The organism is Bryocella sp., from assembly GCF_058498515.1.
Map to the genome: position 1 here is coordinate 12,587 of NZ_JBMHYI010000071.1, position 24,901 is coordinate 37,487.

Genomic DNA, 24,901 nt, shown 5'->3' on the forward strand with positions numbered 1-24,901 from the left:
ATCAAGCCTCCGCGTTGGAGCGCAGAAGGTACGGCAGCAGCTTGGCCTGCAAGCGCGATTGCAGCTGGTCGCCCGCAACTGCGAGCACGATGACGACGCCCTTCACTACCATCTGCCAGAACTCGCTGACGCCGAGCATGACCATGCCATCGGCCAGCACGCCGATGACACAAGCGCCGAGCAGCGAGCCGCTGACCGAGCCACGGCCTCCCATCAGCGACGTGCCGCCGAGAACGATCGCTGCGATGGCAGTGAGCTCGAAGCTCTCGCCCGTCGCAGGATGTGCTGACTCGAGCTCGGAAGCGATGAGCAAACCAACGACACCCGCAGCGAGCGCGGAGAGAAGATACGCGATGAACTTAACGCGAGGCACGCGCACGCCGGAGAGCCGCGCCGCGCGCTCGTTGCCACCAACCGCATACACGTGACGCCCGAAGGGAGTCTTTGCTGCGATGGTGGCTGCAAGCGCAAAGAGCACCAGCGCAATCCATACCGGCAGCGGCAGCTTGAGCACAAAGGCCTGGCCAAGCATGGTGAAGAACCGGCTGCCGTGTGGCGAGTCCGCGCCGAGGCCAGGAAAGGTCTTGCCGTTGGAGAACAGCAGCGCTGCACCGCGCGCGATATAGAGCGAGCCCAGCGTCGCGATGAACGGAGCTACCGCGGCGCGGCTCACCAGCCAGCCATTCACTGCTCCGGCAACGAGGCTGACTGCTAGCGCCGCCAGGACGGCGGCGAAGACTCCTGGATAGTGCGCTACGCCTCCCAGGACGACGCCATGCGTGAGCACATAGCCCGCGACGATGCCGCTGAGCCCGGCGACCGATCCGACGGAGAGGTCAATGCCTCCGGTGAGCACCACGAAGGTCATCCCCACTGCGAGGATCGAATACACCGCGATGTGCTTCGAAAGGATGGAGAGGTTGTTGGCCGTGAGGAAGTCCGGCGACAGGATGGTGAAGACCGCGACCAGCACGATCAACACCAGGAGCGCACGCATGCGCAGTGCGATCAGCACCATCCTCGCGGGAGACTGGGCCAGCCTACCTCGTGCCAGCAAGCGATTTCCGGCTGCGCTCATGGTGTAAGCACGCTCCACTCCGTGTCCTTTGCCGCGACGTCATGGCTCGCGGCGCTCATCAACGCTACGTCCGACATCTCGCTTGCCTGCAACGCTGCAGAGATGCGTCCCTCGCGCATCACGAGAGCTCGGTCTGCGAGCTCCTGGGTCTCCTCAATCTCGCTGGAAGTGAAGAGCACGCTCAGTCCCTCATCCGCAAGCTCTCGAAGTACGCGATAGATCTCTGTCTTGGCATTGGCATCCACCCCGCGCGTTGGTTCATCGAGCAGCAGCACCTTTGGTTTGCGTGCGAGGCAGCGCGCCAGCAGTACCTTTTGCTGATTGCCTCCGGAGAGTGCCGTGACCGGAAGCTCGATATCGCGAACCTCGATGCGCAGCTTGCGCACCAGTTCCATCACGCATTCCGTCTCCTTCGCCCGTGAAAGCCAGCGCTCTCCCATCATCGCGAGCACGATATTCTCACGCACGCTGAGCTCTGGCACGAGGCCGTCGCGCTGACGGTCCTCAGGTACAAGCGCGATGCCCGCGTCCATGGCATCGGCGACGGAGCGAAGTCGCACGGAGCGGCCGTCAATGCTGACCTCGCCGGTGAAGCCAGAGCGCGAACCGGCGAGCGTCTCGAGCAGCTCAGTGCGACCCGCGCCGAGCAGGCCGAAGATGCCTACGATCTCTCCACGGCGCATGCTGAAAGTGATGCGATCTAGCGCCGGCTCTCCTGAGCCACCTTCCATGCCGCGACCCACGGTGAGGTCTCGCACTTCGAGCAGAATGGGTGCGTTCTGTGCGCGTGTTCGCACGCTCTTCGCATGAATCGGGCGACCGCTCATTGTGGTCACGATCCACTCGCGCGTCGCCTCGCCGCGCATGGCTTCGCCCACAACCTTGCCCGAGCGCAGCACGGTAAAGGCATCGCCAAGTCGCATGAGTTCGCCGAGCCTGTGTGAGATATAGATGATGGTCAGCCCGGCGGCCAGCAACTCATGGATGGCTTCGAACAGCGTCTCGGCCTCGGTCTGCGATAGCGCAGAGGTAGGCTCATCGAGGATGAGCAGCTTGGAGCGATGCGCGAGAGCACGAGCGATCTCCAGCACCTGACGGCAGCCGAGCGACAGCTCGCCCGCCGGCGTCGACGCCGCGAACGGCTTGCGCAAGCGCGAGAGCGCCGATAGCGAGCGCTCATCTTCAGCGCGGCGATCCACCATCCCCATCGATACCATCTCGCGGCCGGCGAAGATGTTTTCGCTGACATCGAGGTTGGTGAAGACAGAGAGTTCCTGGTGCACGATCGCGATGCCGCGTGCTGCGGCATCACGCGGAGAGTTCAGGGAGATGTTGCGCCCCTCCATCCATATCTCCCCTTGGTCAAGCTGCTCTGCGCCACAGAGGATTCGCATCAAGGTGGACTTACCAGCGCCGTTCTCTCCGATCAGCACGTTCACACGGCCGCGATAGACGCGCATTGTCACATCATCCAGGGCGATCTGGCCGGGGTATCGCTTCGTGATGTGCTTCGCTTCGAGCAGCACATCGCTTTGCAGCATCTCGACCGCGACGGAAGCGCTCATGCGGACCTCGCTGAGAGCGTGCGTCGCACCGCTTCGCGCCAGTGATTGCGGCGGTCCATGCGTTCGGTTGCGCTCATTGTGGCTGCGAAGGTGTCCGGCGTTGCGCTGTTTTCGTACGGCTCCTGCGTGGTGCTCCACCAGCCGAGTGTGATCCCACCGAGCCAGGCCGCGCCAATGGCAGACAGCTCTTCGCGCGAGGAACGCAGCACGGGACGGCCGAGTACATCCGCCTGAAACTGCATCAGCGCAGCATTGCGCGTTGCGCCCCCGTCAGCATTGAGCGTCGCGAGCCTGAGGCCTGTGGCGTCTTCCATCGCCTCAAAGACATCAACCACCTGGTGTGCAATCGCCTCAAGCGCGGCGCGAGCCATGTGCGCCCTCGTGTGCCATGGGCCGAGGTTCAGCAGAGCTCCGCGTGCGCCCGCGTCCCACCACGGTGCGCCGAGACCAGCCATCGCAGGCACGAAGACGACGCCATCGCTATCGGGCACAGTCGCGGCGAGAGCCGCAGCTTCAACGACTGGATCGGAGAGGCCGAGGAATTCGCCGACCCACTTCAAGCCTGCGCCGCTCATCGCGATGTTGCCTTCGAGTGCATACTGGACACCCTTGGCAGTGGAGTAACCCACCGCACGAGCGAGTCCCTTGCTGTCTTCAGGCAAGTTGTCCAAGGCCACCATCAACGAGGAGCCCGTCCCATATGTGGCCTTTACGTTGCCGGGCGCGCCTTGCGCAGCCAAGGCAGCATGCGAGTCTCCGACAGCAGAGACGATGGGAACGCCTCGCAGGACATCGATCGCATTGCAGACGCCGAAGGTGCTTGCAGAAGCCCGCACACTGGGCAGAGCGCTCTCAGGGATGTTGAAGAGGTCAAGCATCTCCGGATCCCACTCCAGCGATTCAAGACCCAGCAGCGCGGTGCGTGAGGCATTGGTATGGTCGGTTGCGTGGGTCGTTCCACCGGTCAGCCACCAGAGAAGCCATGCATCTACATTGCCGAAGCGAAGACGACCGGACGTGGCCAGGTCGCGAGCTTGCGCGGCGTGCTCGCTCTCTGAGAGCAGCCAGGCCCACTTCGATGCGCTCACGAGGGGATCCAGCACAAGGCCTGTGCGCGCGTGGATCTTCTCTGAGTGCGCTGCAAGACTCTGACAGATTCCGGCAGAGCGACGGCACTGCCAGCTGATCGCGTTGCCGATGGGCTCTCCCGTCTCGGCATCCCACGCGAGTGCGGTCTCGCGCTGGTTGGAGATCGCGATGCCGCTTACGTGGAGGCCTCGGTCGTGGCAGGAAGCTGCGGCCTGATCCAGTACGACGCGCGCGCTGGCGATGATCTCTTGCGGCGACTGCTCCAACCACTGGTCGCCCGGGGCGAGCATGCGCAGCGGGGCCGATGCGGAAAAGCGCACCGCACCCTCGCGGTCCACTGCGACACACTTGGTGCTCGTCGTTCCCTGGTCCACCGCCAGAACGACCTCCGCCGCTGCGCTTGAGAGCATCATTACGCCGTTGGCTTGCTCCCCAGTATCTGCAGCGCCGCACCGACGATGCCATGCGCCGTTAGGTCGAAGTGCTCCAGCAGAAACTCCGCAGTCCCCGTGGGCGCGAAGACATCGGGTAACCCCAGGATGCTAAGCGGAGGTGCGCCGCGCATCTTCGTTGCGAGGATCTCCGCGACGATGCCGCCGAGTCCTCCAGCGCGCAAGCCCTCTTCCGCGGTAACGATGCCTCGCGTCTCGCGAGCTGCTGCGAGTACGGCCTCCTCGTCGAAGGGTTTGATGGAACTCATGTTCAGCACGCGCGCCTGGATGCCCCGCTCAGCAAGCGTGGCCGCAGCTTGCAGGGCGCGACTGACGAGAACTCCATTGGCCATGAGCGTGACGTCGCTGCCTTCGCGCAGCACGACAGCTTTGCCAGGCTCAAAGATGTGTCCCCTGGGCAGAATCGAGGGCACAGGAATGCGGCTGATGCGGAGGAAGACCGGTCCATCATAGGCATAGGCGAAACGCATCGCGGCTTCCGTCTCCGCTGCGTCCGCAGGAACGATGACTGTCATGTTGGGGATGACGCGCGTCCACGCGATGTCTTCGATCGAGTGATGCGTTGGCCCAAGCTGGCCATAGGCCATGCCCGACGACATGCCGCACAGCTTGACGTTGGACTTCGAGTAGCCGAGGTCCACCTTCACCTGCTCCATGGCACGCGCTGTGAGGAAGCATGATGCGCCGCACACGAACGGCACCATACCTCCGTTAGCGAGGCCGGTGCCCACGCCCACCATATTCTGCTCGGCGATGCCGACGTTAACAAAACGTTCAGGATACTTGCCGAGAAAACCCTTCAGCTTCGTCGAAGAAACCGAGTCGTTGACCACGGCACATACGCGCTGATCGTTTCCGGCGAGTTCGACCAGGGTCTGCGAGAAGGCATCGCGGCAGTCGGCCTTGGGACCGAGGGTGTAAGCAGCCAGCCCCAGAGAAAGCTCGGCGTTGTCAGCGGTCACGGTGGGATTTACCATACGGGCTCTGCCTCCAGCTCTTCGACTGCCTTGAGCAACTGCTCCTCCGTGGGGACGCCATGATGCCACGCGGGCTGGTTCTCCGCAAAGCTTACGCCCTTACCTTTGATCGTGTTCGCAATCACGCAGCTGGGCTTGCCGGGCTCGAATGGAGCGCGATGAAATGTCTCGAGGAGCTTAGCCGTATCATGACCATCGATCTCTGTCACCGCAAAGCCGAACGCACGCCACTTGTCGCCGAGTGGCTCCATGCGGATGGTATTCTCCGTGAAATCCCCCTGCTGCAAACGATTGCGATCGACGATGACCACAAGGTTGTCGAGGCGATACTGTTGCGCGCTCATCGCGGCCTCCCAGTTGGAGCCCTCCTGCAACTCACCATCCCCCGTGAGCACGAACGTGCGCCAGCTCTCGCCGCGCATCCTTGCGGCCAGCGCGCAGCCCACTCCGATCGGCAACCCGTGACCGAGTGGTCCCGTGTTCGCTTCGACCCCCGGAAGCTTGTTGCGGTCCGGATGCCCGTTGAGCATCGAGAGCGGGTCCATGAAGGTGTGCAGCTTCGCCGGCGCGAAGAATCCTCGCATCGCCAACGCCGTATAGAGCGCCGCGGCGCAGTGGCCCTTGGAGAGAATAAAGCGGTCCCGCTGCGGCCACCGGAGTTGTTGCGGATCGAGCTGCAACACGCCGCCGTAAAGCACCGCGAGAATGTCCGATGCCGAAAGGTCACCCCCCGTATGCCCCAGGTGCGCGTGGTTGGTCATCGACATCGCGGTGATGCGGATACGGTTGGCCAGGTGCTTCAAGGCCGCGGCATCGCTCTCGCGGCCATGAAACAGAGCAGTTTCCATCGTCAACGCGCTGCCCGGACTCTGTTGCTCCGTCACTGCCGGGACCTCACTTTGCATGAATATGCATCCTTGTATTTATTTGAGTCAGCCACCACAATACTCTACATGGTGCAGGCCTAGCCACCCAATCCACAAACGCTTTCCCGCCGCACAATGGAGCATTCCGAAAGATGGACCGCCGCACAATGATCTCGCGCAGCGCCGCCGCCCTGGGGGCCGCGCTTACTGCCTCTCCTGCCGTCTCCGCCGCAGCGCCAGCGTTGCCTCCCTCCACGAGCCCCTCCACAAGCATCGAGCAGTGGGACCGCTACGAGGTCACGCTGCATGGGCCCTCGACCGGAAATCTGTTCACTGACGTCCAGGTCTCCGCGACGTTCACGCTCGGCCATCGCGACGTCGAGGTCACTGGCTTCTACGATGGCGCGGGAGTCTACAAAGTCCGCTACATGCCGGATGCCCCCGGGCGCTGGACATGGCGCTCGAGTTCGTCCATCCCGGAATTGAATGGCCATAGCGGAGCCTTCGAGGTGACGAAGGCTACCGGCAACAATCACGGTCCTGTAACGACCGCGCACCAATACCACTTCCAGCATGCGGACGGCACGCCATACTTCCCCTTCGGCACGACCTGCTACGCGATGGCCTTTATGGGTGAACCGTGGGAGCAGGACACCATCGACACGCTGCGAACCGCGGGCTTCAACAAGGTGCGACTGTGCCTGCTCCCGAAGCCGCTGGGACATGAGCTGTTCGCGCTGCCCTTCGAGAAGCATCCGGATGGATCGAACGATCTCACGCGCCTCAATCCCGCGTACTTCCAGCATTGCGAACGCCGCATCCAGGACTTGAGCGACCTTGGCATCCAGGCCGATGTGATCCTCTTCCATCCCTACGACGCGTGGGGCTACAAGTCGATGCCGGCGGAGGCGAACGACCTCTACCTCAAGTACGCGGTCGCGCGCCTCGCATCCTTCCGCAACGTATGGTGGTCGGTGGCCAATGAGTACGACCTCGTGAAATCGAAGACGATGCCGGAGTGGGACCACTACTTCCACGTGATCCAGCAGTACGATCCCTCGAGCCATCTGCGATCGATCCATCACAGTCGCGTGCAGTATGACAATTCCAAGCCGTGGGTTACGCATGCGAGTCTGCAGGAGTACGACTTCAACAAGGCGCCCGAGTACCGCGCGGCGTGGGGCAAGCCCATCCTGTGGGATGAGATCCAGTACGAGGGCAACTTCTCGCGGCGCTGGGGCAATCTCTCCGCCGAGGAGATGACGCGGCGCTTCTGGCTCGCAGTAATTGCGGGAACCTACGCCACGCACGGCGATACCTTCAACCAGCCCAAGGGCGTGCCCGTATGGAGCGATGGAGGCAAGCTTAGTGGCACGAGCGCTCCCCGCATCAAGTTTCTGCGCGAGGTGGTGGAGAAGATCACCAAGGTCGGCCTCAACGAGTTCGAGGGCGCGTACTATCTCTCCGCGGGCACGCCGAACCAGCTCTACCTCTACTACTTCGACTTCCACCAACCGGCGGAATATGATTTCCCGTTGCCACAGGGAGTTGAGTTTAAGGCGACGTTGATCGATCCCTGGAACATGACGATGACGCCGCTGCCAGGCACGATCAAGGCCGTGGGTAAGCAGAAGGTCACGACCGATGAAGGCGAGGCGTCGACGGCATCGTCCACCCGCGTAGCGCTTCCCGGCAAGCCGTACCAGGCGATCGTCTTCGAGAAGGTGTAGCGTTCGCCGCACGGTTGATGGCTCCATGTAGAAGGGCTCGCATTCTGCGAACCCTTCTACATTTGCTTAAAGACTCACTCACGACGCTACTGCGCGGAGGGAGCATCATGCCGCGCACCAAGCTTCGCGGCTTCTTCCGCCGTCACTCGCAAAAAGCTTCCGTGCTTGGAACCTTGCGGAAAGCCCATCTGGTCGCTGACGCTGTGCCAGTGAATCCAGTCTGTGGTGGCAACACCCTGGAAGTGCGCATTCGGTTGACGATAGTGGTCATAGAACACCACAACCTCATTGCCGATCTTGATTGCAGATGGTCCCTCGGACCATGAGTCGTTGATAGGGCCGCCGAGCGGCGTCCATGGCCCTTCGACAGTAGGCCCCGTGGCGATGCGCTCCTGGTAGCGTAGTGGATCGCGTGTCTGATCCTTGTAGATCAGATACTCCTTCCCCTTGCCGTGATACATCGTCGCGTCGATGACCTCATAGCCTGGATCGAAGAAAATCTTCGGTGTGGAGAACTCGCGGAAGTCCTTGGTCTCTGAGTACCAGATGCGATTGCCCTGCTCCTCGGCTATGGGCGAACTGGACCAGAAGACGACCCATAGCTTCTTCTGCGCATCCCAGTCGGTCTCCGGCGCCCACACGTTGCGGATGCCTGGAGCCGTGGTCATGATGGGGACTTCGTGCTGCTCGCCCCACTGCATCAGGTCGAGCGAGTCCGCCGTGCCAAGGCTATTGCCGCGCCAGCCCCAGGTCCACACCGCGTGGAAGCCTCCATTCGGATCGCGCGTGACGAAAATGTCGCGCATGATTTCGCCCGCTTGCGTGGGCTTGAGCCATGGCTGCCCATCGTTGAGCGGATCGTAGTGGAACCCATCCTTGCTCAGCGCGTAATAGATGCCCTGCGTGCCGGGCTCTTTGAAGTAAACGAAAAGAAACTCGTCCTTCGCTTCCTCTTTTGTTTGCGCATGCGCCTGCGGGATAACACTCGCGCAGGTGAGGATGAGCGCAGCAGCCAGCCAGCGTCGTACTTTCATTCCGCCTCCGGATCAGGCCCGTCAGCCTTCTTGTCCTGCATGATATCGGGCACGGTGGAGTGCTCGAAGAGCTTGCCCTTCCACGTTGAGCTCACCGTCTGCTTGCCATGCTCATCGAAGAGCACCCATGTCCACTCGCCGCCAGGATGGTAGGTCTTCTCCCACGCACGGGTGCCATCCTCGCGCCAGGATGTCTCGATGCCAACCTTCTCACCCGCATGGAAGTTCAGCTTCCACATTGGCTTGCCACTGGCGTAGAAGGCTTCCTCTGGCCCTTCGAGCAGCACACGGCCATCGCTGGCCGTCGCACTTCCCCAACGAATGCGCACCTTGCCGCTGGCGTACTTTTCTTCGTGATGCGTTACAGTGCCCATCGAGAGCGTGGCTTCGGTAGTGAGTCCGGCGTCTCTATCCAACACCCAAGACTCAGTCAGCTCGATCTCATAGTCCGGCTTGTTCTTCGACGTGATGACGTGGATCACGCCATTCGCGCCCTGCGTTGCCGTGGTGTAGCCTACGGTGACGATCTCCTTCGGGAGCGCCTTCATCGTCCACGTCGCGCCATCGTCGTCGCTTAGCGCAACGTACGCGCCGTCCTTGTGGATGTGCTTCTGGTGGGTGGGATTGTAGTCGGCAACAAAGAAGAGCTTGCCATCGTGTAGACGAATGACGCTGGGTCGCTCACCGCTGAGCAGCTCATCAAACGGCGTGGCCCGCTTCTGCCAGGTCTTGCCTCCGTCGTGGCTGATGGCCAGCGGCATCTTGCCGTCGATCTCGGAGTTCTTGCCACCGAAGCCAAGAATCGTCGTGCCATCTTTCGCCATCACGATGGTGGTGTGACGGCCGCCGGTGCGACCGCCGGTGTCGTACCAGGTCGCGCCGTTGTCGTGCGTTCCCCACACGGACGAGATAGAGCCGTTGCCCGTAGCATCGCGGCCGGTCGAGTCGGTCGGCATCAGGATCGTGCCATCGCTGGATCGCACGATACTGTTGATCGGCTGCGGAACGTAGCGCCCGATGGGTGTGGTGAAGTGCGGGAACTGGACGGAGCTCCACGTTGCGCCGTTGTCCTGCGACGTCATGTACGAGAATGGCCATGCACCGATGAGTCGCGGCTGCCCCCAGAAGAACCAGATCTTGCCCTTGTCGTTCCAGATCACGGGCGCGGCATTGGCGGCATCAGCGAAGTAAGGCCAAGGCTCGGGCATGTCCCAGGTCTCCGAGCCCGCACGGCGACGCATGGTGATGATGGTCATGTCGGGGTCGTCTTCCGACTGGGGTGTGTTGTAGTACGCCGCCAGCATGTCCCCGTTTGGTAGCTCCTGGATCGCGGTGTTGTGATACGCGATGCCCAGCCCTCGTTCAAGCCCGACCTTCCATCCCACCTCCGGCATGGAACGGCCGTTGAGGTTGGGGAAGATTTCGTGGAGGTGCATCCATGGCTTTGCGGGATCAGGCCCTGCGTCGATGCCATCGCTCTGCTGCTTCACCGCGGTCTCGAACAAATAGGTGAATGGAGCGGTGGGGTTCGTTGTTGGCATTGAGCCTTCCACGATTCGGAAGCCGATGCGGCCTTCCGGAGCGGCGAAGGCCGGGGCCATGCTGGCGCGATTCGCGGGACGCTCGAAGTAGGGCGAGCTCGCGGGATTCTCTCCCGGCTCCTTCGACTTGCGGAAATCGAGCGCGCCACCGCGCACAACCTTTGCCCATCCACCCGCTGCGCCTGTGGGATCGGTCTGCGTCTGTGGCTGGTACGGCCCGTACCAATCGAGCGTCCACTCCGGACGACCGACACCGAGGTTGGCGAGGCCCCAGGCATTCGACTCGTCGACCTTCAATGGAGCATCACTCGCACCATACAACTTCGTTCCGCCAGCTCGAGCGACGTATTCCCACTCGGCTTCGGTAGGCAAGCGATAGGTCTTGTGCTCCTTCTTCGAGAGCCAGGCGCAGTAGTCCATTGCCTCTTTCCAGCTGATGCCGGCGGCATAGCTGGGCGCCGCAGGGTTCGGCTTATAGCTCGGGTCGAACTGCTGATACTCCGCCGCGGTCACCTCGGTGACGCCGATCCCGAAGCTATGCGTGAGTCTCACTGCATGCGCGGGGACTTCATCGAAGTCACCATGCGCAGGCCGCGTGGACATGACACCGAGGCCCGCACGAACCTTCTCCGGGATCACGGTTGCATCAGCGCCCATGCGGAATTGGCCAGCCGGGATGCGGGCAAGCTTGATACCAACACTGTTCGTCTCGATCTTCTGTGCGCAGGCAGACATCGCCATGGCGCACGCGCCCAACGTCAGCAGGGCGGACCGCATCTCTCGTTGCATCCTCACTCCTTACTTGTTACTGCGGTAGCGTGTACCGCAGTTCGCCAAGGTCTTTCCGCTCCGCGACTTTCTTTCCATCGACCATCAAGATCAGCCCGCGACCATGCCCATACTGCTTGCCGGTTGCATCCCATAGGACCGCCAGTGTGTGGCCGTGGTAGGGCAAGCCATCGAGCGCGAAGTAGCTCCACGAGCGCACCAACGGCTTCAGCACGATCTCATTACCAGCCTCAGGGCGAAGGCCAATGAGACCGGTGATGAGCGGGTCCGCGAAGCCCGAGTGGTTGTAATAATTACCCCGGCCCACCTGCTTATTCTTTGCCAACAGCATGTCCTTCGCGATCCACTCATCGGTATCCGCGTCAAGATCTTCATCGATCCAGGGAATCACCATGCCGTCCTTCAACTTCAGGTGCTGCGATTTCACATATTCGCCGAACAGCTTCATATAGCCCGCGGCGCCTATGTCCGTCTGACCTTGTCCGCCATCGAGCAGGTTCGCCAATGCGGTCAGTGTCTGCGTTGTTGCGAAGGGCCATGAAGGGCCGTTCCATGTGCACTGGTCGCTGGACTCGAAGCGAAAGCGCGGACTGCGGCGCTCGGCTGTCGTTGGACCATACTCTCCCGCGAAACCTTGCGGATCGAAGAGCTGCTTCCACGCGACATCATGACCTGTAGGCGGCTCCTCGAAGAGCCAGGGCGAAAAGCCAATCAGCTCGCGCACACCCGAGATCTGCATCGAAGTTCCGTTGTCCTGGAACTTCTTTTGCTTGCGAATGCCTGAGTCCTGCGAGGGAGACATCACCTCATAAAACTGATCCTTCGAGTTCCACAGGTACTGCTCGATGAGGCTACGCATACGCTCGGCACGGGCTTGATACTCAGTCTGCGTTGCCATGGCGCCGGCTTCGACGGCCGTCGCAGCAATCGCCTCATCGTCGCCGAACATGTAGCTGTTCAGCGTAGGACGATAGCCGTCACCGCTGATGCTCTTCTCCATCGCATCACGCGTATCGATCGACCAGTAGAGGCCATTCGCATCGCGCTGTGCGTCCCATGCGCGTTCGTTCTTCACCATCGCCGGCAACAGCGCTGTCTCAAACTCGCGATCGCCATTTGCGAGGCGCACGGCACGCGCTGCATCCGCCATCGCCGTCGAGTACTTATGCGGATCGGCATCAGGAGAAAGCCAGTAGCGCATGTCGTCCTCAGCGATGCTCTTGTCCTTCAACCAGCGCGCCTCTCGCACATGGAAGGTCGTCGCATCGGGCAATCCGCCGAAGAATCCATCCGTCATCTCCGGCTTCGGCAGCCACTCCGTAATCACCCACCCGGCCTTCGTCTTCACGAGGTGCTTCTGCCACGCGTACCAGCGAAAGTAGTACATCTCCTCGAACTGTTTGTCGGAGGACTCAAACCAGGGGATCTCGGCGAGCATCCAAGGCCAGCTGTCAGCGCCTTCGTGGCCGGTCGCGAGTTGCTCCTGCTGCTCAAACGTCGCGACATAGTGATGGAAACTCTCGGGCTTCAACAACCCAGATGCACTGTTCGACTGCGCTGAAGCAGACGCTCCAACCGAAATGGCCAGTGCCGCCCCGCAGACGAGGGCTGTGTTCCGGCTCGTGCTCATTGCTTCCTTCCGTGCGCCGTGCCGGGCGCGCCAAACTCGCGATCCATGAACTTCAGGTATTGCTCCCAATCGAAGGCAGTAACGTCGTGCTTGCCAGAGCGAATGTGGTACGCCACGTCGTGCATCACGGGTTCATTCACTGCCGGACGCACGGTCACATCAAGCCCCTGTTTGCCGAAGAGCGCATAGACTCGGCCTACATCCCGCGCGGACTCGAACTCGCCTTCAGGATCGGAGTAGAGATCATCCTGCGCGCTGGCGACATAGAGCGGCCGCGGCGCGATCAGCGCAAGCAGGACGTTGCCGTCGACTGGAATCTGCGCATCGCGATCGACCCACTCCGCATATTTCGCTGTGAACCAGTACGGAAACGAGTGTTGGAGATGGGCAATGTTCTCGCCAAAGTTGCGGCGATAGAGCGACTGACCACCCTTGCCACTTTCTGTAGAAAGCACTGCAGCGAAGCGCGGGTCCATTACTGCAGCCCAGTCCGCAGCCTTGCCAAGCCGTGAGTGGCCTGTAACAACGATCTCCTTCGCGTTCACCTCGCCGTTCGTGACGAGGTAATCGACCCCGCGAGACAGCCCCCAGGCCCACGCGCTAAGCGCACCCCACGTGGGCTGACCAGGGGCCGATGGATACGCTGCTCGCACACCATGCGTGCCCTCAAAGGTCTTTGCGTCGGGTTCGATGTCCCCGTAGTAGATCGTCGCGAGGCCATAGCCAGCGCGGAGAATCTTCTCAACCTGCCACTCGCTCGCCTGCGAGCCGCGCTTGGACTCATCGAAGGGCAGCAGCTGTGCGGGCTCGCCGCGCTTCTTGCCGGCAAACCAGACGTCTGTGGCGTGGATGCCGGGGTCACTGGCGATACTCGCGTTGCCCGCAAAGTTGAGACCGAGGATGACAGGCACCTTGCCCTGGTGTTTCGCCGGAAGATAGAGCAACACATGCATCAGCGGCCCATCGCGTCGCGCGGTCAACGGAATTTCTATCTGCGTGCGTAGCGCGAGACCGTCGAGCGCGGGAGCATCCTTCTCGGTCACAACGGGATGAATGCGGAAGGTTCGTGCGCGATCCGGCACTTGCCCGAAAACGTTTTCCTCAAACTGCGCGATCCATCGTCCGCGCGCCTGCCTCCATGCATGCGCGCTTTGGATTTCCGCACCATCGGCGGTCTTCAGAGGGTCGATCAACGTATACGGGGCGACCTTCGCCTCGTCGTAGTTGAAACCAGCGGGCAGGCTCAGGCTCTGCGCGAAAAGCGCCGACATCGCGAGCATCGACACCATGCCCAACATCCCTGAGAGCTTGCCTGCCACCACCACTCCTTCACCAATGCGTGACGCGCCCATACCGTCGCTTCCATCCTGCGGAAAGCGCCCCGCATGCTGGCGGTGCACTTCGTTGCCAACTGTAATCCATTCTGCGTATAAACGGGAACTGTCACTCATGAAACCCGTTCCGGGTAAGGACCGCACTCCCATGGCATCTTCTTTGCGCTCCAACGCTTGCCTTCGTTCGCTGCCGCTCACGGCTTTTCTCGCCACGCTGCTTGTTTCTGCAGGCGCATATGCGCAGATGACAACGCCTGGGCCCGGCCCGCTGGACCCCGTAGCCGATGCCACCGGAACTCCATTGCAGCGCGATCTGCACAAGCCATTGCCCGAGCAATACATCTGGACGGCACCCGACACCGGCGCGGCTTCCACCGATCAGATCAAGTACGTCTTCCCCGGCGTCAATGAAAAGACGGAGCCACACTACTTCCGCACCACGTTCAAGGTCGACGCGATTCCACCGCGCGCCACGCTCTACGTCGCGGGCCCGCGCTCGGCGCAGATTTACCTCAATGGGCGCATGATCGAGCACATAGAGACAGACATCACGCATCCGGTAACGATGCACGTCATCGCCGTACCTGTTGAGGGTGTGCTGAAGCGTGGCAACAATGTGCTGGCGATGAAGGTCATTCGCGGCCGCGGCGTGACCGGTTTCACCAACTCTGCCCTGCTCATTCAGGAGACTTCCGGCCAGGTCGTCGTGTCGAAGATCGTCGCGCGCGAGCCATGGGTGAATGGCCCGACGCTGATGTTGAGCGGCCCGGATTGGCGCTCCTCCACAAGCCCGACGAATGGCTGGGACGCCCCTGGCTTTGACGACTCCAGCTGGAAGCCAGTCCAGGCGCTCGCCGGAATCGAAGACACGCTGGAAGAGTTCCAGTGGAACGCCGACGCCGGCATGTATGACTGGCCGGGCTATGACGGCATCTCGCCGTTTCTCGCGCACCGCCGCGTTCCCATCTCCGCAGTGATGTCTTCGGCGCCGTTCCGCAGCCAGTGGACCGGGCTCGAGCAGCTGACCAGCGCGAAGCCAGGCGAGCGCTTCGCCATCAAGCTCTCGCAGCCTGTGCTTCCGAACTCAGAGGCGCCGACCATCGTGGTCGATTTCGGCCGCGAGATCACTGCACGCGTGCAGTTTGTCTCGACATCGAACTCACTGGCCAAGGTTGCCGTGCAATATGGCGAGAGCTACGACGAGATGATGAAGAACCCATACCTCGGCGTGAACGTGGTGCCGATCGCGGCGCACGGTACGGGCTATGGGCCCAAGTCGAGCTTCCGCTACGCGAAGATCAGCTTCCTCGAAGGTGCTCCAGACCTCTCGTTCAGCTCCATCGCAGCCGACGACATCTTCTATCCCGTGCGGTACAAGGGCTCGTTCGAGAGCTCCGACGAGCTGCTCAACCGCATCTGGGCAGTGGGCGCGTACACCGCACACCTCTGCATGCAGGACGACATCTGGGATTCGCCTAAGCGCGACCGTGGCCGCTGGATGGGCGACACCGACGTGATGGGCCGCACCATCGAGGATGCCTTCGACGACCGCTTCCTGATGCGCGATACGCTCGACCGCCTGCTAGGCCCAGCGCCGGTGCAGCAGCACGTCAACGGCATCCCCGGCTACTCAGCTTTCTGGTTCACGGGCGTCGCGCAGTACATCCGGCAGACCGGCGACGTGGAGTGGCTGCGTGGGACGCATGAACGCATGCTGCAGCTGCTCGCTTATGTGGACAAAGAGTTCGACGAGAACAACGTCTACGCGAACAAGACCAACGTGTGGCTCTACGTCGACTGGTCACCGGAACTGAATGGCGACACACCAGAGTCGCGCCGCGCCTCCACGCTCGAGTTCTATGCCGCCTATCGCGATGCAGCGTTCCTGCTGCGGACACTCGGCGACAACGACAATGCCGCAAAGTATGAGCAGCGTGCAGCGCAGATCAAGGTCGCGGCGCAGCAGCATCTGCTCGATCCGCGCATTGGTAGCTTCGGCACGCGATGGCAGACGAATGCCATGGCCGTGCTCTCCGGTGTCGCCGAACCTTCGCAGTACAACGCGATCTGGCAGAACTCGCTGGACACTGTGGGTCATGTGCGCTTCAATTCGCTAGTGACCACGCCGTACTACGGCTACTACATTCTTGCCGCAATGGCGAAGATGGGACATCGCGAAGATGCCCTGCAATGGATGCGACAGTACTGGGGCGGCATGGCCCGCGAGAACGCGACCAGCTTCTGGGAGGCTTACGATCCCGACTGGTTCAAGGAAGACTTCCACGCCTCACTGCAGGCGGACAATCGCTCCGGCTACTTCGTTTCACTGGCGCATGGATGGTCCACCGGAGCGATGCCGTGGCTCATGGAACAAGTGCTTGGCATCCAGTCGACAGGTGCGGGCTTCACCACGGTCAACATTCGGCCCGACCTCCTCGACCTGAAGTTCGCCCGTGGCTCCGAACCCACGCCGCGGGGTCCACTGAACGTTGACGTCACGGGGGGAACCCTTACCATTGATCTTCCTGCGGGAACGGTTGCCACCATCCTGGTGCCTCTTCCTCGTGAGGGAGCGAAGGTCGCGATGAACGGCAATCCGGTAAGCGGAACTGCGGTGGAGTCGGGAAAGAGGCTTGCGGTCGTGGTTCCATCTGCAGGGCATTACATCTTTACGGCGAACTGAGGCTTTTGCTGCGGCCCGTCCTCGTCGGAACCATTCGTTTAGGTTCTCTGGGAGGCGGATCCGCCTGCATCTCACCGTCCAGCAGAGGCTTCGCGAGGGCGAAATTCCCAGCAGGTAGCAAACGTTTTCTGCATAGTTATGCAGGCGTTCCCGGATTATGTTGACAGGCTAACTTTAACGCTTCTATAAGGGTTTCCGCACCACTTTGCGGAGGCAGCACCCTATGAAGCGACTTTCCCTTGCCGTCGGAGCCCTTGCTCTAGTCGCGGCTCTTTCTCCCGCCGGAGCGCAGGAGACACGCGCTACACTCACCGGCCACATCGCCGACCCCACAGGGGCAACAATTCCGGGCGCCACCATCGTCATCACAGACACGGATACCGGCGTCAAAACGACCGTGACATCCAATAGTGCAGGCAACTATACCGTCCCGTTCCTTCAGCCCGGACCCTACAAGGTCGAGGTTACGGCGAATGGGTTTCGCAGCTACATCCATCCCAACCTCGTGCTGCAGACCGAGCAGACCGTGACGGAGAACATCCAGATGGTCGTCGGTGCTACCTCGGAGATCGTCTCCGTCAGCGCCGAGGCCCCACTAGTCGACACCGCGGACGCGACGACCGGCCAGACGCTGACGGCCGAAGACGTGATGGACCTCCCGAGCAACGGGCGCTCCCCCCTGGGCTTTGCCCGCTTCGAGTTCGGCGTCGTTGCCAAGGGCAAGCACGCGGCTTCGCAAACGACGCCCTTCGGCAACTCAACCGCCGACGACTTTTCGCTAGGCGGTGGCGCTTCCGCCTCCAACGAGTTGCTGTTGAATGGCGTCCCGAACATGCAGGACTCCAGCCGCACGGCAGGGTTCAGCCCAGAGCTTGACTCAGTAGACGCGGTCCGTGTCGATGAGTTTGCCGCCAATGCAGCCATGGGCGACACATCGGGCGGTACCGTGAACATCACCACCAAGGCTGGGACCAACCAGTTCCACGGATCGGCGAACGAATACTACTCCGGTTCCCGCCCGTTCTCAGCCAAGACCTACTTCACCCCCACCGGTACCTCGGCGCCATCCACACACTTCAACCAGTTCGGCGGCTTCATCTCCGGTCCAGTCTGGATTCCGAAGATCTTCAATGGCCGGAACAAGCTGTTCTTCAGCTACGCGTACGAGGGTTATATCGGCAACGCACCGGCGAGTACGACTACCAGCGTCCCCACGCAAGCAGAGCGCAGTGGCGATTTCTCCGCCCTGTTGAGCACTACGTCCGCCGGGCAGCTCTACAACCCATACACCGGCGTGTATGCCAACAACGTTGTGACGCGGCAGCCGATCACCGGCAATGTGCTCGCCAACGCAGGCCTGACCGTAAGCCCGATTGCGAAGGCCTATCTCGCCTACGTCCCGCTGCCCAACACAGCCGGGAAGGCGGATGGCGAAAACAACTACTTCACGAACGATCCCACGACAAATCACTACACCTCTCAGGGAGGCCGGCTCGACTATGACGTCACCCACAGCGACCGGCTCTCCTTTGAGGCGCACGAGAGCAACTATGCCAATGCACAAGGCAACATCTTTCACAACTTCCTGACAGGAACCACGTCGCGCGCAGTCCTGTGGGGTGGATTCGCTGAAGACGTGCACACCTTCAATCCCACCTTGTTGTTGGACGTTCGCCTCGGCCTCTCACGGTCGGAAAACACAAGCGCGCCGAACAGCACCGGGACGCCGGGAACAGCGTTTGGCTATCCTGGATACCTCGGAGCGTACTCCAGTGTCACGGCGGTTCCGTACCTGTCCTTTACAGACGCAGCTGGGGTTCCTAGCCTTAGCGGCCAGCCGGGCAGCCAGGCGTACTTCGATACCATCCAGCTGTTCGCCAGCCTGGATAAGACGATTGGTCACCATAGCATCAAGATTGGGCCTGATCTTCGGTACTACAAGAACTCGTCGTTTTCGGGCAGTGGGTCGAACGGGGCCTTCAGCTTTGCCACCACGAACTCGAGCGGAACGCCTACGGTGGGAACGCCGATCACCGCAACGTCGACAGTGGCAGGACCTGGCTTTGGTGGTTCATTGGCACTGTTCGAACTCGGCCTGCCCACGAGCGGATCGCTGATCATCAATCCCCGGTATCAGTACAACAGCGACTACTTTGCGGGCTTCGCGCAGGACGATTGGAAGGTGGCTTCTAACTTCACGATCAGCGCGGGTGTTCGGTTTGAAGCTGAAACTCCGATTGTCGAGAGCCAGAACCGCGCGGTCGTTGGATTCAATCCCTCTACCATCAATGCGTCTACCGCGCCTGCGGAGCTTGCGTATGCCGCCTCTCCCAGTTCCTACCTTCCGGCATCGAGCTTTTTGCCAACGGGGGCTCTGAGCTATGCGACACCCAATCACCGGAACGCCTACAACACGCCCCCGATCTATATCAGCCCGCGCGTCGGCTTTGCTTGGTCCCCCGCAGCCTCTCATGGAACGCTGGCGATCCGCGGCGGGTTCGGCATCTATGTCAACCCTTTCAACGACTACAGCGCGCCGCAATCCTACGGCTACTCGGCGACGTCCACCTACCTCACGAACTCCACCAACCAGACGAACGCCCAGCCAGTCAGTTCGCTGTCCGATCCGTTCAACAGCAACGTGAACCCGATCCAACTCCCGTATGGATCGGAGCTTGGGGTAAACACCAACCTGGGCAGCGGCGCTATCTACTTCGCCCCGCTTCGCGTTCCGTACACCGAGAAGGCCAGCCTTGACGTGCAGAAGCAATTAGGCAAGAGCTGGCTCGTGGAAGTGAGTGGATTTACTACCCACTCCGTCCACCTGTCCTCGTCGCTTGCGGTGAGCTCCATTCCGCTGCTGCCGCTACTAGCCCATCAGAACGGTCCCAATGCGGCGCTCACCACAGCGTTGAACACGAAGATCACTAACCCATTCAAAGGAAACTTTCCCTCGGCGGTTACGCCCAATGGCATCACTGTCCCTAACGCTTCCTCCTACAACACCGGGCCGACGATCACAGTCGCTCAGCTGCTGCAGTCCAATCCCGAGTACAGCAGCGTGACCGAGCAACTGGTGCCGGATCAGAACGCGAACTTCAATGCGATCATGGGCAAAGTGCAGAAGCGTATGAGCTATGGCCTGCAGTTTGACGTCAACTACGAGTTCTCGCGCCAGCTCGGCGCGCAGAGCACCCTCAACCAGGGTCAGGTACCGCAGTATGGCGAGACATCGTCGGACTTCCCACAGCACCTGACGCTGACGCTCATCTACCAACTGCCCTTCGGCCGCGGCCGGACATTCTTCCACGATGCTCCGCTATGGGCGGATGAAGCGTTCGGCGGTTGGCAGGTAACGTCGATCTATCAAGCGCTTTCAGGCACACCAATCCAGTGGGGCAATGTGAACTACACCGGCACATTCAGTAACTTCAACAATCAGCCTCACCTGGCGAGCTCGACGACGCCGAGCTTCAACATTGCAGGTTTTGACAGAATCTCTGGCGATCAGCCGAACTCCTACAACTACCGGACGTTCCCTCAATACCTGCTGCGCAGCGATGGCAACAACAACTTCGACTTTTCCATCCTGAAGAACTTCACCATCGGTGAGCACGTCGTCGTGCAGCCTCGTGTGGACGCCTTCAACGCGTTGAACCACGTGCAGTTCAACTCGGCAAATGTCAGTCCTACTGCGTCCTCGTTCGGCGAGGTCACCACTCAGCTCAACAGTCCTCGCCAACTCCAGGGCGGTATTCACATCCTCTTCTAACTCCCACCTCGTTCCTCGCGAGCGAGCCCACATGCCCAAGTGGCTGGCGCCAACCAACGCCAGCCACTTTCTTCTGCTGGGGAGGTCCATCGCCCGGCCTTTTCGTCTCTAGCGTTATGCTCGAACCCAGCGTGGCCTCACTCCGAGATAAGGTCGCCTGAGACATGGAACGATACTAAGCATGAAGCTCTGCATTCCTCGCGCCGCTGCCTGCCTCGCCTTTGTCATACTCTCTGTTCCCGCCTTCGCGCGACCGCGGGTTCTCAGCAGTGCGCAAGCTACGCCGCGCGAGCGTTTCGCTGCCGAGCGGCTGCGCGCTGCAGTAGCTGAGCTTCCCGGCTCCGAGCGGATCCTCGTTGCACAGCGCGAGGACGCTCTACTGAAGCCCTACGACAAGGAGCTGAACCAGTTCTGGCCCGATGCTAAAGAGGCCTTCGTGCTGAAGCGCCTGGGCAGCACGGTCGTCGTCACCGGCTATGACTCCTCTGGCACCCTCTACGGCGCACTGGAACTCGCGCAGCGCATCCGCGAGGCGCATGCGCTGCCAACTGCGCTTGACTTCGAAGATCATCCGCAGCTCAAGCTTCGCGCTACCGCTATCGGTATCCAGAAGCCCGAGATCACCTATGAAGGCGCGGAGTATGACTATCCGCTCACGCAGAAGGACTTTGGCTGGTTCTATGACAAGGCCTGGTGGACGAAGTATCTCGACATGCTGGTGAACGAGCGCTACAACGCTCTCTACCTTTGGAACGGCCACCCGTTCACCTCGCTATTGAAGCTGCCCAAGTACCCCGAGGCGCAGGAGCTACCGACAGCGCAGCTGGAACAGAACATTGCGATGTTCCAGTGGGTGACCGCAGAGGCCGACAAGCGCGGTATCTGGGTGCTGCAGGGCTTCTACAACATCCACCTCTCGCATGCTTTCGCGAGGGCGCACAAGCTGCCGTACCATCTCTCCGCGCCATCGCCGCTATCGGCCGAGTACACGCGCTACTGTCTCAGTGAGTTCATTCGCAACTACCCTAACGTCGGGATCTTCATGACGCTGGGCGAGGCCATGGGCCCGCACTATGGGCCCGAGTGGATGACCGAAGCGATCATCCCCGGTGTGAAGGATGGGCTCGCCGAGCTGGCGAAGCAGACGGGGCATGAGGTCACGCCGCCGCCCATCGTCGTGCGCGCTCATGCTACTGACATCGACAAGGTGCTGCAGGTGAGCAACCCTCTTTACCCCAACATCGACACGATGTTTAAGTGGAATGGAGAGTCGCTGACGTGGACCAATGTGCGTGGGCCCGTGAAGGAGCAGTTCGAGCGCCTGGTGGCGAACTCGCGAATCACGGTCGCGAACATCCATCTGCTTAGCAATCTCGAACCCTTCCGCTGGGGGGACCCGGATTACATTCGCCAGACCGTACTCAACTTCGAGCGCATCGGTATCGGTGGCATGCATATCTATCCTTTGCGTTACTGGGACTGGCCGGTGAGCGGCGACAACACCACGCCTCTGCTCGATCAAACCGATCGGGACTGGATCTGGAACGAGGCATGGGCGCGCTATGCGTGGAACCCGCATCTCGATCCGAAGAAGGAGCACGTCTTCTGGACGCAGCAGATCGGCGAGCGCTTCGGCTCAAATGATGCTGGCGAACATCTGCTCAACGCACTTGAGGCTGCTGGCCCCTGTGCTCCCACGCTGCTGCCTCGCATCGGCATCACGGAGGGCAATCGCCAGGTCTTCTCCCTCGGCATGACGATGCCACAGCTCATCGATGCCGCGCGCTTCAGCCCCGCGCAGACGCTGTGGACCGGCGACGCTCCGGATGGCGAGCGGCTCGACGAGTACGTAGCGAATGAGGTCAACCACAGGCCACACCACGGACAGACTCCGCTCGGTATCGCGGACCAGGCCGTCGAGTGGTCCGCGAAGGCGGTGGGCGAGGCTGAAGCCGCTGGCCCCTCTGTCACGAAGGATCGTGCCGAGTACGATCGCATCCTCAACGACCTTCGTTCCATCCATGCGCTGATGCTCTACTACCAGGCGAAGACGAAGGCTGCGGAGCAGGTGATGCTCTTCGGCTATGACCACGATGCCGCGCATCTGAGGACAGCCGAGACGTTTCTCGCGCAGTCTGTCGACCACTTCCGCGAGCTTGTTACGCTGGCCGATCCCGCCTACCGCAGCGTCGCGGGGATGCAAACATCGCAGCGACAGATTCCCGTCCGCGGCGCCGCGAACACCAACCATTTCCGTGATCTTCTTCCTGTCTACGAGAAGGAGCTTGCAACCTTCCGCGAGCGAATGAAGCTGGCGACAGGCGAAGGAGGTGCCAGTGCCGCAACCGCCGCAGAGCGGAACCCAAAGCCGCTCCCGCAAGTCGCCTTCACTCTCGCGCCTGGAATTGGCGAGGGCTTCACGGTCGATAAGGGCGCGGGACTGCTCAGCATGGATGGGGCACCAACCATCGCCGCTCTCGCGCCGGAGCTGAGGGGCCTCAAGGGCATTCGGCTGGATCCGAAGCAGAATGCTCCGCTGCACTTCACGCTCGCAAGGCCGGCGCAAGTACTCGTGGCGCTACTGCCAACGAAGCGCGGCACAGCCAACCTTTCCGCCGCGACAGAGCAATGGAACATCCTGCTGCCCGCAGCGATCGTTCCGAGCGGCACGGGATCGCACGCTTTGCCACTGACGGTGTGGGCCAAGCCGCTCGCGGCGGGAGACAACGACCTCGACCTCGGCCAGGGGGCGTATGTTGTCCTCGGCTTCATCCCTGAAGATGCGCACGTGACGCCACACATGAGCATGAATCTGCAAGGGGCGAATGGACAGCCACCGAACCTCGACTGGCTATTCGAGTAGCTTCCCTGTAGCCGTACGAGAGAGAACACGAAGGCCCGCGAGATTCGCGGGCCTTCGTGTTGCTCCTGGACTCGCCGAGTTCTACGCTACCGGTCGCAATGACGTATCCATGGTGTTGAGGCTCCTCGGAATCAGCGCATGTTCATCCAACGGATAGATCAGGTCTACGTTCCGGGGGGTCACCAGCTGGTGCTTCACGAAGACCGTCTGCGTTTGCGTCTTTTTGCGCAGGATGCCGAGCGCCAGTGGGATGATCTCGCTGCCGTAGCGCTCCGGAAAATACGCCACCGATCCCACAAGCCGCGTCTCCGGCTTGCGCAGTTCATCGCGGACCTCGGGAATGCAGTTCTGGCTAGCGACGGCCATTTTGTCGCTGGCTCCAACTTCCTCATAGGCCCGCAGCGCCGCCAGCGCACACACATCGTTCACGGTGCCGATCAGCGTGCGCTTGGCACGCGTCCGGCGCAGGAACTGGCGCATCGTTTCGAGTACCTGCTCGAAGTCGCCGCGGCCGTTGAGGTGCACAACGGGCACATTGGCGATCTCCGGCAACGTAGAGTGCAGGCCATCGACGAAGCCCGTAATGCGTAGCTCGACCAACGAGCCGGCGATGGGCAGCTCCAGCAGAACAAGCTGGTCGATCTTTCCGCCCCAGTTCTCGCGCGCCCAACGTCCCAGCGCACGGCCCGCAATCAGTCCCGCCTTGTAGTTGTTCGCACCGAAGTACGTTGCGCCGGGATGCGGCACCTCGATCGCGATCACGGGCACATCCGCTTCGAGGAACTTCGAAGCGATGACCGGGGCGACACGTTCGTAGGTCTGGAACTCAAGCACCATGTCCACGCGTTCGCGTATCAGCAGGTCCGCGTTGCGCAGCGCCTCGCGCGCGGAGTAGCGGTTGTCTACCGTGATGAGTTGCACGTTCTCGCGCATCGAGGCGAGCTCGATGGAGTGCTGCACCTCCTGCGCGAACTTCAATCCACCCTGCGAAGCGAAGCCGATGCGATAGGGCTTCGCATGTACCGGCCCGAAGGAGTTGCGATAGAGTCCCGCACTTGCGCGCTCGATCAAGCCGCCATGGATGAGGGTACGCAGCAGGCGAAATGCGGTGGTCTTCGGCAGGCCGGTCCGCTCGGTCACGTCGGCGAGACAGAGTTCCTCTCCGCGGAATCGGAATGTCTTGAGTACATCACAGGCGCGAAGCACAGTCTGCGACTCATTGCGATCGCCCCGACGGCCTCCAGGGGCAGGCTTCGAGAGCGAATCTTCATCGTGAGCGTGGCGCTTTGGGGACGGGGGCATAGTTCGCATCCTGAGAGTTGGGCTTCGCAAGTTCCGCGAAAGAATGAAGGATTGTGTGCAAGACTTTCAACCCCATTCTTGCACCCACCGGCGTAGCATGGCGGGGTGATGCCGCGCCCTTTCGCACCTGTACCGACTTCCGCACACCCGCGCCACGACTGGCTATATCGCAGCTCGCTTCTTGCCACGGGGCTGA

Annotated in this window: 14 protein-coding genes; 4 read left to right on the plus strand and 10 right to left on the minus strand. The window is 61.4% G+C overall.

Annotated features, from left to right (window positions below):
- Position 1 precedes the first annotated feature (1 nt).
- From AC5E6W_RS21725 to AC5E6W_RS21745, 5 genes are read right to left on the minus strand one after another with little or no spacing between them, the layout of a single operon-like run.
- Entirely contained in the window at positions 2–1,078 is a 1,077-nt protein-coding gene (locus tag AC5E6W_RS21725) for an ABC transporter permease (RefSeq protein WP_491754440.1), read from the minus strand.
- Positions 1,075–2,643: a sugar ABC transporter ATP-binding protein gene (locus tag AC5E6W_RS21730; protein WP_491754441.1), complete on the minus strand. Its 1,569-nt coding sequence runs from the start codon at positions 2,641–2,643 to the stop codon at positions 1,075–1,077. The genes AC5E6W_RS21725 and AC5E6W_RS21730 overlap by 4 nt, the downstream gene beginning before the upstream one ends.
- Positions 2,640–4,145 (minus strand): FGGY-family carbohydrate kinase, encoded by a 1,506-nt coding sequence (locus AC5E6W_RS21735; RefSeq protein WP_491754442.1) that lies wholly within the window; start codon positions 4,143–4,145, stop codon positions 2,640–2,642. Before AC5E6W_RS21735 ends, AC5E6W_RS21730 begins: the two co-directional genes overlap by 4 nt.
- A complete protein-coding gene (locus tag AC5E6W_RS21740) occupies positions 4,145–5,161 on the minus strand; it encodes a transketolase family protein (RefSeq protein ID WP_491754443.1) in 1,017 nt (338 codons plus the stop codon). The genes AC5E6W_RS21735 and AC5E6W_RS21740 overlap by 1 nt, the downstream gene beginning before the upstream one ends.
- Positions 5,155–6,066, minus strand: a complete 912-nt coding sequence (locus tag AC5E6W_RS21745; RefSeq protein WP_491754444.1) for a transketolase — start codon at positions 6,064–6,066, stop codon at positions 5,155–5,157. The genes AC5E6W_RS21740 and AC5E6W_RS21745 overlap by 7 nt, the downstream gene beginning before the upstream one ends.
- 113 nt (positions 6,067–6,179) lie before the next feature.
- Here AC5E6W_RS21745 and AC5E6W_RS21750 point away from each other — a divergent pair, with 113 nt between their 5' ends.
- Positions 6,180–7,757, plus strand: a complete 1,578-nt coding sequence (locus AC5E6W_RS21750; RefSeq protein WP_491754445.1) for a DUF5060 domain-containing protein — start codon at positions 6,180–6,182, stop codon at positions 7,755–7,757.
- An 86-nt stretch (positions 7,758–7,843) separates the two neighbouring features.
- Here the strand turns inward: AC5E6W_RS21750 and AC5E6W_RS21755 are convergent, their stop codons facing one another.
- The 4 genes from AC5E6W_RS21755 to AC5E6W_RS21770 are packed head-to-tail and all read right to left on the minus strand — an operon-like array spanning position 7,844 to position 14,202.
- Positions 7,844–8,791: a glycoside hydrolase family 43 protein gene (locus tag AC5E6W_RS21755; protein WP_491754446.1), complete on the minus strand. Its 948-nt coding sequence runs from the start codon at positions 8,789–8,791 to the stop codon at positions 7,844–7,846.
- Positions 8,788–11,109: an SUMF1/EgtB/PvdO family nonheme iron enzyme gene (locus AC5E6W_RS21760; RefSeq protein ID WP_491754447.1), complete on the minus strand. Its 2,322-nt coding sequence runs from the start codon at positions 11,107–11,109 to the stop codon at positions 8,788–8,790. The genes AC5E6W_RS21755 and AC5E6W_RS21760 overlap by 4 nt, the downstream gene beginning before the upstream one ends.
- A gap of 28 nt (positions 11,110–11,137) precedes the next feature.
- Positions 11,138–12,751 (minus strand): MGH1-like glycoside hydrolase domain-containing protein, encoded by a 1,614-nt coding sequence (locus tag AC5E6W_RS21765; RefSeq protein ID WP_491754448.1) that lies wholly within the window; start codon positions 12,749–12,751, stop codon positions 11,138–11,140.
- Complete coding sequence (locus AC5E6W_RS21770) at positions 12,748–14,202, minus strand: glucuronyl esterase domain-containing protein (RefSeq protein ID WP_491754449.1); 1,455 nt, start codon at positions 14,200–14,202, stop codon at positions 12,748–12,750. The genes AC5E6W_RS21765 and AC5E6W_RS21770 overlap by 4 nt, the downstream gene beginning before the upstream one ends.
- Before the next feature lie 31 nt (positions 14,203–14,233).
- Here AC5E6W_RS21770 and AC5E6W_RS21775 point away from each other — a divergent pair, with 31 nt between their 5' ends.
- The 3 genes from AC5E6W_RS21775 to AC5E6W_RS21785 all read left to right on the plus strand — a co-directional run bounded on the left by AC5E6W_RS21775 (position 14,234) and on the right by AC5E6W_RS21785 (position 23,403).
- The gene (locus AC5E6W_RS21775) at positions 14,234–16,768 is read left to right on the plus strand and encodes an alpha-L-rhamnosidase-related protein (RefSeq protein ID WP_491754450.1); all 2,535 of its coding nucleotides are present in this window, start codon (positions 14,234–14,236) and stop codon (positions 16,766–16,768) included.
- A 223-nt stretch (positions 16,769–16,991) separates the two neighbouring features.
- The gene (locus AC5E6W_RS21780) at positions 16,992–20,540 is read left to right on the plus strand and encodes an outer membrane beta-barrel protein (protein ID WP_491754451.1); all 3,549 of its coding nucleotides are present in this window, start codon (positions 16,992–16,994) and stop codon (positions 20,538–20,540) included.
- A gap of 181 nt (positions 20,541–20,721) precedes the next feature.
- Positions 20,722–23,403, plus strand: coding sequence for a hypothetical protein (locus tag AC5E6W_RS21785; RefSeq protein WP_491754452.1), 2,682 nt, complete (start codon positions 20,722–20,724; stop codon positions 23,401–23,403).
- 81 nt (positions 23,404–23,484) lie between these two features.
- Here the strand turns inward: AC5E6W_RS21785 and AC5E6W_RS21790 are convergent, their stop codons facing one another.
- The gene (locus AC5E6W_RS21790; RefSeq protein ID WP_491754453.1) at positions 23,485–24,705 is read right to left on the minus strand and encodes a substrate-binding domain-containing protein; all 1,221 of its coding nucleotides are present in this window, start codon (positions 24,703–24,705) and stop codon (positions 23,485–23,487) included.
- Positions 24,706–24,901: the final 196 nt, after the last annotated feature.